This window comes from Rodentibacter rarus (genome assembly GCF_001998965.1).
GTDB lineage: Bacteria > Pseudomonadota > Gammaproteobacteria > Enterobacterales > Pasteurellaceae > Rodentibacter > Rodentibacter rarus.
In genome coordinates, this window is record NZ_MLHJ01000128.1 from 1 (window position 1) to 11874 (window position 11874).

The 11874-nt window shown below is 39.5% G+C and carries 8 protein-coding genes; 4 read left to right on the forward strand and 4 right to left on the reverse strand.

The genetic code is table 11. From position 1 onward, the window contains the following. The first annotated feature begins 84 nt into the window (after nt 1-84). From BKK50_RS11090 to BKK50_RS11100, 3 genes are all read left to right on the forward strand, one after another. Nucleotides 85-2079 (forward strand): site-specific DNA-methyltransferase, encoded by a 1995-nt coding sequence (locus BKK50_RS11090; RefSeq protein ID WP_077418050.1) that lies wholly within the window; start codon nt 85-87, stop codon nt 2077-2079. Nucleotides 2080-2091: 12 nt separating this feature from the next. Continuing rightward, complete coding sequence (locus BKK50_RS11095; protein ID WP_077418053.1) at nt 2092-4992, forward strand: type III restriction-modification system endonuclease; 2901 nt, start codon at nt 2092-2094, stop codon at nt 4990-4992. 177 nt (nt 4993-5169) lie between these two features. Then, a complete protein-coding gene (locus tag BKK50_RS11100; protein WP_077418056.1) occupies nt 5170-6087 on the forward strand; it encodes a LysO family transporter in 918 nt (305 codons plus the stop codon). Nucleotides 6088-6126: 39 nt separating this feature from the next. Here the strand turns inward: BKK50_RS11100 and BKK50_RS11105 are convergent, their stop codons facing one another. Continuing rightward, nucleotides 6127-6450 carry an HI1450 family dsDNA-mimic protein gene (locus tag BKK50_RS11105; RefSeq protein ID WP_077418059.1) on the reverse strand — a complete coding sequence of 108 codons (324 nt, stop codon included), beginning with the start codon at nt 6448-6450 and terminating at the stop codon, nt 6127-6129. A 55-nt stretch (nt 6451-6505) separates the two neighbouring features. Continuing rightward, nucleotides 6506-7387: an ABC transporter six-transmembrane domain-containing protein gene (locus BKK50_RS11110; protein WP_077418062.1), complete on the reverse strand. Its 882-nt coding sequence runs from the start codon at nt 7385-7387 to the stop codon at nt 6506-6508. Between the two features lie 144 nt (nt 7388-7531). On the opposite strand from BKK50_RS11110, the gene BKK50_RS11115 reads away from it, so the two are divergent. After that, nucleotides 7532-7960, forward strand: coding sequence for a MarR family winged helix-turn-helix transcriptional regulator (locus BKK50_RS11115; protein ID WP_077418065.1), 429 nt, complete (start codon nt 7532-7534; stop codon nt 7958-7960). 42 nt (nt 7961-8002) lie between these two features. Here the strand turns inward: BKK50_RS11115 and ppc are convergent, their stop codons facing one another. Further along, nucleotides 8003-10642 (reverse strand): phosphoenolpyruvate carboxylase, encoded by a 2640-nt coding sequence (ppc, locus tag BKK50_RS11120; protein ID WP_077418067.1) that lies wholly within the window; start codon nt 10640-10642, stop codon nt 8003-8005. 180 nt (nt 10643-10822) lie between these two features. Beyond that, nucleotides 10823-11839 (reverse strand): HTH-type transcriptional repressor PurR, encoded by a 1017-nt coding sequence (gene purR / locus BKK50_RS11125; RefSeq protein ID WP_077418070.1) that lies wholly within the window; start codon nt 11837-11839, stop codon nt 10823-10825. Between the last annotated feature and the right edge of the window lie 35 nt (nt 11840-11874).

Genomic DNA, 11874 nt, shown 5'->3' on the forward strand with positions numbered 1-11874 from the left:
GCCTTGCCTTGCCTTGCCTAAACTAAACGATAATTGCAAGCGAAATTTATCATTTTTCTTCAATAATATTAATTCGGAGGTCAAATGATCGCCGAAACACTTTTTTCTAAAGAGGGCGTTTCCGCCAATTCTAAACAACTTGCCCAACTTCAAGCCCTTTTTCCAAATTGTTTTGATAAAAACGGAAAATTTTTACTGGAAAAATTCCAAACGGAGATTGTTGAGAAAACCGAGATTAGCCATGAATTTTATGAGATGAATTGGTTGGGAAAATCCTATGCCAAATTGCTCCGTAATCTTCCGCCTGAAACCTTACTTTGTGAAGACAAAACACACAATGCCAAGCCTGAAAATGTTAACAGCCAAAATTTACTGATCCAAGGCGATAACTTAGAGGTGTTAAAACATCTGAAAAATGCTTACAAAGGCAGCGTGAAGATGATTTATATCGACCCACCCTATAATACGGGATCGGACGGTTTTGTGTATCAAGATGATCGTAAATTTACACCCGAACAGTTAAGCGAACTCGCCCATATCAGCCTTGATGAGGCGGAACGTATTTTAAAATTCACCGCTAAGGGGGCCAATTCTCATAGCGCTTGGCTCACTTTTATGTATCCGCGCCTTTATATTGCCCGTGATTTACTTAAAGAAGACGGCGTGATTTTTATTTCCATTGATGATAACGAAGTGGCGCAGTTGAAATTATTGTGTGATGAGGTGTTTGGGGAAGGGAATTTTGTTGCTGAAATAATCGTTGATGGCACACCTAAAAATGATCCTTATATTGTATCGACATCTCACGAGTATATTCTTGTATATACAAAGGATAAAGATAAAGCCGAACAGGCTGATTTTGGCTTTTCCAATCCTATTTATTCTGAAATTATGGATATTTTTGATAAAAATGGTAAAGATTATAAGAAAACGGAAGACGATCTCAAAAAGTTTTATAAGGTAAATAAATTATCTCAAGATAATCTTGCAAACTATAAATTTGTTGATGAATTTGGCGTTTATAGAACGAGTCCGTTAGATGATCCGCAAAATAGCGGAATGAAAGATCTTAGAGTAAATCCTAGAACGGGAAACTACTGTAAAGTGCCTAGTCGAGGTTGGAGCTGCATGCTTGAAACTTGGAATGAATGGGTCTCACATAATCTAATCGAATTTCCCGATAATGATGATCTATTACCAAATAAAAAAACATATATTACAAGAGATCGTAAGGATATATTACGTTCCTATATAAAAATGCAAACCCGTAAGGCTACAAATAATTTAAAAACATTATTCGGTACATCGATCACTCCTTTTGCCAATCCTAAACCTGTTGCCTTATTAAAGGATTTAATCCTGAATGCTAACGCTAAAAATGATCTGTATTTAGATTTTTTTGCAGGATCAGGTTCGTTTGCTGAAGCCATTTTTGAGGCCAATATCACGGATAATGGAAATAGAAAATTTATTTTAATTCAACTAAATGAAAAAATAGAAATTAAGGGAACAGGTAAAGCTAAAAAAATTGCAAAAGCTGCGTATGATTTTATTAATCATCATTTAAAAGAAAATAACCCAACGATTTTTCATTTAACAAAAGAAAGGATCATTAGAAATAGGGTACAGATTGTTTTAAATTATCCTGATCTTGATTTGGGCTTTAAAGTCTACCAAACCACCACTAATTTCAGACAACATTCCGATGAGGAATTTTCGCTAGAACAGGCAACCCTGCCCTTTGTAGAAAATCTTACGGAAAGCCAATATCACAGTTTACTTACCACTTGGGCATTAAATGATGGAGCATTGCTGACCGACCCGATTTTAGATATTAAACTTGGCAATTACACCGCCCATTTATGCGATAAACGGTTGTATTTATTGCAAACGGGCTTCACTTCTGAGGATTTATTAGCGTTTATTCAAAAGTTGGATAACGACAATAATTTCAACCCAAATCGGGTGATTGTTTTTGGTGAAAATATGCCAAGTCATTTACAACAAGAACTCAATCAAGCGATCAACACTTACAATAATAAGAAAAATATCGCCTTGAGTTTGATTATTCGCAATTAGGGTGAGGCAAAAATGAGTGGTTTTAACTACGAAAAAAATTTACCCCACCAAGAGCAGGGGATTCAAGCGGTGTTGGCGGTGTTTGATGGTGTGATGACCAAACAGCATTTTACTGATGAAAATCCTGAGCTGATTTTTGCAAAGGGAAAATATGCACAAAATCTGCAAGCAGTGCAAAGTGCCAACCAAATTGAGCGCACTTTTGATGGCTCAAATGTGTTGGATATTTCTATGGAAACAGGTACAGGTAAAACCTATACCTACACCAAAACCATGTACGATTTGCATCGAATGCTGGGTGTGTTCAAGTTTATTGTGATTGTCCCCACGCTGTCCATTAAAGCCGGTACAAAATACTTTTTGCAAAGCCAATCCCTTGTAGAGCATTTTCGCCAAGATTTTGGCAATGATTATGAGGGAATAAGCCTAAAAACCTATGTGGTGGAAAGCCAAAAGATGGCGAAAAGTAAAAAATCCCACATTTCTGTGGCGATTGATCAATTTGTTAAAGCGGAAAATCAAAGGGAAATTCATATTTTATTGATTAATGCAGGAATGATTAATTCGCCATCTATGACGGAAAGCGGAGATCGAGCCTTAAAAGATCTCTTCGATCAACCGCAAGCCGCCCTTGCCGCCGTTCGCCCGATTGTGATTATTGACGAACCGCACAAATTTCCGACAGCGAAGAAAACTTGGGAGAATATCAATCGGTTAAATCCACAATACATTTTGCGCTATGGTGCAACATTTAATGAGCAATATTACAATTTGATTTATCGTTTAACGGCAGTTGAAGCGTTCAATCAGGATCTCGTGAAAGGTGTACGTGTCTTTTGTGAAGAACAGCAAGGCGGTTTAGATTCTCAGTTAAAATTGACCGCACTTTCCGGCAATGAGGCAACCTTTGAACTCTACGAAAATGGCAAAACACAGGTTTTTCATTTGAACAAAGGCGATGATTTAGCACAGATTCACCCTGATATCTTTGCGTTGAAGGTTGAAGCGATGAATAAAACGACTTTGGCATTAAGTAACGGGGTCGAGTTAAAAGCGGGGGCATTGCTTAACCCTTATTCCTATTCTGAAACCGTGCAAGATGCGATGATGAAAAAAGCCATTGCCGAGCATTTTAAATTAGAACGAAACCTGCTTACCCAAACTTCACCGAGAATTAAACCGCTCACATTATTTTTTATTGATGATATCGCCGGTTATCGTAGCGACAATCAAATTGCCGGTAGTTTAAAGGCAAAATTTGAAAGTTGGATTTTGGCAGAGGTCAAAGAACGATTGAAAACAGAAGCTGATCCGTTTTATCGGGATTATTTGGAAAAAACCATTGCCGATGTATCACTTACTCATGGGGGGTACTTTTCCAAAGATAATAGTGAAAGCGATGATAAAATTGAACGGGAAGTGAACGAAATTCTACACGATAAAGAAACCTTGCTTTCTTTAGAAAATCCACGCCGTTTTATTTTTTCCAAATGGACGTTGCGTGAGGGGTGGGATAATCCCAATGTCTTTCAAATTTGTAAATTGCGTTCCAGTGGCAGCAAAACCTCAAAACTGCAAGAAGTAGGGCGGGGCTTGCGTTTGCCGGTGAATGAATTAATGGAACGGGTACGTTCGCCACAGTATCTGCTTAATTATTTTGTCGATAATAGCGAAAAAGATTTTGTGGCGGAGTTGGTAGGGGAAGTGAATAAAGTCTCTGAAACGGCGCAAATTCCGACCGCACTTACGCCTGAATTATTAGAAAAAATCAAACGGGCTTATCCGCAAGAAAGTAATCGTAGTATTACCAATAAATTGGCGGACAACAAATTGATTGATGATAACGATAATTTTGTGAGTAGCGGCGCTTATCATCAAATAAAGCAGCTTTTTCCCAATGCGTTTAGTACCGGGTTATTCCAAGGAAAAATCACCGAAGCAAAAGCTAAGAAGGATGCTATCCCTATGCGTGAGGGAAAATATGAAGAGCTAAAAGCATTGTGGGAGTTAATTCATCATAAAGCGATTTTAAAATATAAAATTGATTCAGAAATGGAATTTCTAGCATTATTTGTCAACTATTTAAAAGAAAGTGCTGATAAATTTAAGCAAGCGGGAATTCGTACCAAAGTTTCTGAAACCTATATTAAAAATGCGGTAATGCTTGTACGAAATAAAGAAGATTTAGAAAATACGCTCATTCGCTTTAATACCATGAGTTATCGCGAATTTTTGGAAACGTTATCCACGGAAGCAAAAATCAAGATGACAACGTTGCATCAAGCCTTTCATCAAGTGCGGTCGGAATGGGATATTTCCCAATTTTTGAATATGCAGACAATTGCGCAAATTCGTAGCGGTTTTAATCAGTTCTTACTGCATCATTCTTTCAGTAAGTTTGAATTGGGGTATCAGATGGTCAATAATTCAGTTCATCCGACACAATTTACGGATAAAAACGGTAGACCCAAAGCGGTTCGCGTTACGGATTTAGGCAGAATGGCTGATGAGGTGCATGAGCCTGCGGCGAGTTATTTATTTAGCGAGATTTTTTACGATTCGGAAATTGAACATCAAAATATTGCGAATGAGGAAATTGAAGGGGTTACGGTATTCACTAAAATTCCTAAAAACTCCATCAAAATCCCTGTGGCAGGTGGTGGGACTTATTCGCCTGATTTTGCCTATATTGTGAAAACTAAAAATAATGATGTTCTAAATTTTGTGATTGAATCCAAGGGAGTGAAAGATTCTGAGCATCTCCGACAAGAAGAAAGAAGTAAAATCAAACACGCTGAATGTCTTTTTTCTCATATTTCGACACAAACGAAAGTGGTGTTTAAAACGCAGTTTGAAGGGGAGCAGGTGATAGCCCTGATGAGAAGACATCTACAACAAGAAGAGGGGAGTTAATCGTATTTTTATTTTGGGGCATAAATTGCCCCATTTTTGTTTTATCAATCGTTAATTTTTAGATAATTGTTTTTATAACTAAGGCAATGGATATTAAAAATTTGTTTATATTGAATAACTTGACCCGATAAATAAAAAAGGTATGCTAGGCAAGGTTTATTACAAAGGAAAATGATTATGCAAGACGTGATAAACGGATTATTAGTCGTGCTTGTGCCTATGCTATTAGGCTATTTATTGAAAGTAAAAAATAAAAAACATCTCACCCAAATTAATCAAATGGTGATGTTTTTGTTGTATGTTATCTTATTTTTGATGGGGTATTTACTCGGTCAGCTTGATGATCTAGAAACAAAGCTCCCGATTATTGGTAAAACCGCAGCGGCACTTTCGGCGATTATTCTAACTTCAAATATGATTGGATTAATGATTTATGATCGTTTTAATCCTGCACCATTACTTAAACCTCAAGGAAAAATCCTCTCTCGTTGGCATTCATTAGTTGATTCTTTCAAACTTTCCGGCACCGTTGTTTTAGGGACGTTATGCGGTTGGCTATTTAACGCCTATCTTGTTTTGCCAACGGGGATTAATCTTTATGTGTTGATTGCCTTGATTTTTTTCGTGGGTATCCAGCTACGGAACAATGGCATTTCACTAAAAGAAGCATTGTTTAATAAACGTGGTTTTCAAACCGGTATTGTGTTTACTGTGACTTCTTTGTTAGGGGGAATTGTGGCAGCATTGGTTTTAACTATGCCGATTACCCAAGGTTTGGCCTTTGCTTCCGGAATGGGGTGGTATTCTTTATCTAGTGTGGTGCTGACAAATGCGTGGGGGCCGGTGCAGGGCAGTATTGCATTTTTTAATGATTTATCTCGAGAGATTATCAGTTTATTTATCGTCCCGCTTTTTATGCAACATTTTCGCTCAACGGCGATTGGGATCACCGGAGCGACCGCATTAGATTGTACGTTACCTATCATCCAAAAATCAGGTGGAATAGACGTGACACCTATTGCGATTTCTTTCGGATTTGTTACCAATATTCTCCCTCCACTTTTATTAGTCTTTTTTTCAAGTATTCCGGTATAAAAAAGGAAATCATTCATTGATTTCCTTTTTTCTGATGAATTATTTTTTCCAAATTACGTGGAATTCACGATCTTCCTCACGGTGAGAAATAAGGAATTTGGCAAAGATATCATCCATTTCATCGTTCTCATTAACCAAACCAATCCACACTTCGGCAAAGGCATCGGGGTCGATTAACACGCCAATTTCTTCTTCCCAATTTTCTGCGGTTTCCACAAATTCCACCGCACCACGTTCTTCAAATTGAAGATTAAATAACAGCACATCCGCCGGGTCTAAATTTTCCCCGGCCATTTCTAAGAAAACATCGTAGGCAATATCAATTGCGCTATCAGGATCAAGTTTTTGAAATTCAGTTGTCATTGTATTTCCTCTTATTTATGGGATGAGCGGTATGATACTGAAATAAAAAGTGCGGTCAAATTCCTTCGTGTTTTGACTGCACTTCGACCCGTTTACCAATATCTCTTAAATTGGAAAATTGCTCCATTAACCTTGGGGCATCATCAAGGCTCATTGCAAAGGTCCAAAGATAAGTCATCACCGCATAAATATGCCCGGCTTGCACACCATCTGTCATGGCTAAATGAACGACAGTGACACCAAATAAAATCGCTGCAGCTACACCAATCCATAAATAGCCTTCTGCCTCACGATTTGACAAGCGAATGCGTAATGTCGCGAGCCAATCATAATGTTTATTTAAATGATAATGACTTTTTTGTTCAATGAGATTGACCTCTTTTTCCAAACGGTCATTCAGTTTTAAATAGAGCAAATCGTTGGTTTTGGCATATTTCGGCAACATCAATCCAAAGAATATCAAAATAAAACAGGCGGTTACCCCAGACCAAAATTCCAACCACAATAGCATAACTGCTGCACCGATAATGGAAAAGCCTGACATAATGAGCGTAGGCAAATGTTGTTCAAAAAAATCCACGAATTGGCGTGAAAGTGCCACACGCGCGGCAATCGCTGATTTGTCGAATCCTTTCTCTCGTTGGCTTAATATTACCGGAACGGTAAGCTCTGCATAAATACGGGCAAAAGCACGCGTATCAACCGCACGCCGTGCAGCCCCAATTCCCCAAATGATGAGTACAACGAATGAATAGGTAAGTGATAACGTCACATTACCATTCATCATCGCATTGACCGCAAAACTCCCAAAAAGAGGATAAGTGATGAAAAGCACATTCTCTAAAGCAACAAATCCAAAGGTAAAAAAGAGCCGTTTTTTATTATTCTTCGCAATAGATTTAATATTTTCGAAGGCATTGGAATGAATTGGAGTCATTTATATTGTCCTTTATAAAGTCTTAAATTTTACTAATTTGGAAAATTTTAGTCTTATAATTTACTTAAATCAAGTAAATTTTAGGACTATATTTCACCTTGAATGTGTTAGAATGATGAAAATTTAAATAAAAAGGGAAAGACAATGAATAATTTTGATAGGTTAGGTAAACAGGTTTCAGAAATGGATGATTTGCTTGATCGTTGGATCAAGAAATTAGGGATAAATTATCATCATTTTGCTGTACTTTATAGTTTATCCAACGCTGAAAACGGACAATGTACACAAAAACAAATTTGTGAAGAATGGTATGTACCAAAACAAACCGTATTTAATATTTGTAAGGAATATCGTGAAAAGGGCTGGATTGAATTTTTTGAAAGCCAACATGATAAACGTGAAAAAATTATGCGATTGACCGAAGCCGGCAAACAACAAGCCGAACCCATTTATCAGACAACGATAACCCTATTTGAACGCATCTTTAACCGATTTAACGAACAAAAAACAGCGCAATTATTTACATTAATAGAGGAGTTTAACCAAATTTGGCGGATGGAAATTGAAAAGTGAGAAAAGTGCGGTTGAATTTAACCGCACTTTATCATTTCTTTCCTAACCCGTATTACGCATTCCTGCGGCAATGCCGGTGATGGTAATCATCAAGGCTTGTTCCACATCAGGATTTGGTTGATCCGGGTTTTCACGGAAGCGGTGGAGCAGTTCCACCTGGAGAAGATTGAGCGGATCGGTGTAGATATTGCGTAATGCAATGGATTCAGCAATCCATTGTAAATCGGACATCAGTTCGTTACGGTGGGAAAGGGAAAGCACCGTTTGAATATCCGCTTGCAATTGTTGGCGTAGGTTTTCGCCTAAATACCACAGTTCTTTTTTCACCAAACGTTGATCATATTGTTGTGAAAGCCAGAGGTCTGCTTTGCTGAATACCATTTCCAGCATGCCAATTCGGGTGGAGAAAAATGGCCAGGTTTGGCACATTTCTTCGATAATTTCACCTTTACCATTTTCAATGACTTGACGCACGGAAGCGCCAGCGCCTAGCCACGCCGGTAACATAAGGCGATTTTGCATCCAAGCGAAAATCCAAGGAATGGCTCGAAGGCTTTCAACGCCGCCATTTGGATTACGTTTTGCCGGGCGTGAACCCAGTGGTAATTTAGAGAGCTCTTGTTCCGGTGTGGCACTGCGGAAGTAAGGTACAAAGTCTTTATCGCCCCGCACCACATCACGGTAGATTTTGCAAGAAATGGTGGAAAGCTCATCCATAACGGTACGCCATTCTACCTTAGGCTCAGGCGGTGGTAAGAGATTGGCTTCTAAAATGGCGCTGGCGTAGAGGTCGAAAGTTTCCACCGCTACGGCAGGTAAACCGAGTTTGAAGCGGATCATTTCCCCTTGTTCTGTAACACGCAAGCCATTTTTTAATGAGCGTGGCGGTTGGGAAAGTAGGGCGGCATGAGCCGGTGCACCACCACGGCCGATGGTGCCGCCACGTCCGTGGAATAAGGTGAGTTCGATACCCAGTTTTTCCGTTAAATTTACCAAGGCTTCTTGAGCACGATATTGTGCCCAAGAGGCTGCCATCATACCGGCATCTTTGGCCGAATCCGAATAGCCGATCATCACCATTTGGCGGTTGTTGATGACACCTCGATACCAACCAATATTAAACAGTTGGGTCATCACTTCTTCTGCGGCATCTAAATCATCTAAGGTTTCAAACAGAGGCACAACAGGAATGTGGTGAGGCACACCGGCCTCTTTGAGCAATAAATGGACGGCAAGGACGTCAGAAGCACTGCGTGCCATCGAAATCACATAACAAGCAATTACTCCTTGTTTTTGGGCAGCAACCACTTTACAGGTATCAAGAATTTCTTGTGTTTCAGCGGAAGGTGTCCAATTTTGAGGAATGAGTGGACGGCGTGAACTTAATTCACGAATTAAGAAAGCTTGTTTGTCTTCTTCTGTCCATTGGGAATAATCACCTAAGCCGATATAGCGGGTAATTTCTGCAATGGCATCCGTATGACGGGTGCTTTCTTGACGAATGTCCATTTGTGACAAGGTGACACCAAAGCAACGGATACGATGTAAAATATCAAGCAATGAGCCGTTTGCAATAATACGCATACCGCATGCCATAAGGGATTGATAACAATCGTAAAGGGGTTCCCAAAGTTGGTTATCTTCTAAAATAATGTCATTTTCTGTAACACGAGGCAGGCGTTCGGCAAGGAGATCGTCAAAGTAGGCAAGGGTGGTGGTGAGTTTGCTGCGTAAGCCTTTTACCACCACACGGTAAGGCTCTAAATGATCGCCATATTTTGCTCGAAATTCATCGGTACATTTCACCATGGAAAGCTCATCGGCAAGCTTGCTGATATCTTGCAGGAATAAATCTGCGGCTTTCCAACGGGCAAAATTAAGCACTTTTCGAGTGATTTGAGCGGTAACAAATGGGTTGCCGTCACGGTCCCCCCCCATCCAAGAAGAAATGCGTACCGGTTTTAGCCCCACCGGTAAATCATAACCTAAAAATTCACGGGCATTTTCATTTAATTGACGGAGAAATTCCGGCACGGCTTGCCAGAGGCTATTTTCCAACATGGCAAAGCCCCATTTCGCTTCGTCAAAAGGGGTTGGGCGAATGGTGCGAATTTCGTTGGTATGCCAGGCTTCGGCAATTAACCGAAGAAGTAGGCGTTCAATGACACTTCGTTCTTTCTCTGTCAGATCACCATGTTCTAATTTGCTTAAACATTTATTGATTTCAACGTGTTTATGGATAAGTGAACGGCGGGTGGTTTCTGTAGGGTGTGCCGTTAATACCAGTTCGATTAAGAGTTTTTCAATGGTTTTATAAACGTCTTCTTTTGACGCATTTTCCGCTTTTAAACGGGTGAATAGGGCGTGTAAAGAACGTTCTGAAGGGGCTTTTTTTGAATGTTCACGAGAGATAGTTTGATATTGTTCAGCAATATTGGTGAGGTTCAAAAATTGGCTGAATGCACGCGCTACAGGGATGATATTATCCGTTGAAATGTTCGCCAGTGTTTCGAGCAAGGCTTGACGGGCTTTGTCGTCTCCTGCACGGGAATCACGGGATAATTTGCGGATATTTTCGATAAGCTCAAGAATATCAGCCCCTTGTGCATCGTTAATGGTTTCACCGAGAAAACGTCCTAACATATTGATGTTATTGCGTAGAGTAGCATACGCTTGTGTCATACAAACTCCTAAAATTAAATTAAAAAAATAAAACTGGGTGTAGGTATAACTAAAAAGAGGTGTTCGGTCAAACTCTATAAAAGAAAAGATTGATAAAAAACAAAAAAATTAAAAATTTCTCAAAAGATAACCGCACTTTCTATTGATTATGTAAAAAGTGCGGTCGTTTTTTAGTGAATTTTATGAAAGGATTTTAACGGATTTTCTGATAACCAGTTCGGGGTGAATATCAATTCGACTTTGAGATTGAGGTAAATTCTCGTTGTCTTTTTGTGAAATACGTTCAAACAACAAATTCACGGCCTGTGCACCGAGGCGAGATTTGGATTGGTGAATGGTGGTTAAAGGAGGCGCATAAAAACGTGATGAATGAATGTTATCATAACCAATAAGGGAAATATCATCGGGCACTCGCAAGCCTTTTTCTGTAATGGCGGAAATCGCCCCTAACGCCATGACATCGTTACAGCAAAACACCGCAGTAGGGAGAGCTGTTTGGTTAAGAATTTTATTCATACATTCATAGCCGTCTTCCGGTTCAAAATAGCCTTCCGTGACCCAATTTTTATTGATGCTTAAATGCGCTTCTTTCATGGCTTTTTCAAAACCTTCGTAGCGGGTTCGTGCGGTGGTTTTGCTCAGTTCACCGGCAATAATGCCGATTTTTTGATGGCCGCAATCAATCAGATATTTTGTCGCCAAATAGCCGCCGGTAAAGCTGTTGTCGTCAATAATATCCGTATCGCCATTTGGCCCCCAATCCATCACTACCATTGGCACGTCGGAGAAATTGGAGAGTAAATCAAGGGAAGTTTGGGTATATTCCGAGCACATCACCAGCAATCCGTCCACCCGTTTTTTAGCCAACATTTCTAAGTGGTTTTTAATTTTTTCAGGATCATTTTGTGTGTTGCACAAAAAAAGGGAATAACCTTGGCGATAGCAATGTTCTTCCACGGCGTGAATAATTTCGGCAAAGTAGGGCGCTTCACTGGTGGTGACGATCATCCCAATGGATTTCGTGGTGTTGACTTTTAGGCTTCTTGCCACGGCACTTGGAGAATATTTTAAGGTTTTAATCGCATGTTGAACGGCTTCTTCTGTTTCTTTTGCAACAAATCGGGTTTTATTAATTACATGGGAAACCGTGGTGGTGGAAACGCCAGCCATTTTTGCCACATCTTTAATCGTTGCCATAGTTGATTTTCCTTAAAAAAATTTTGGGGCTGTAC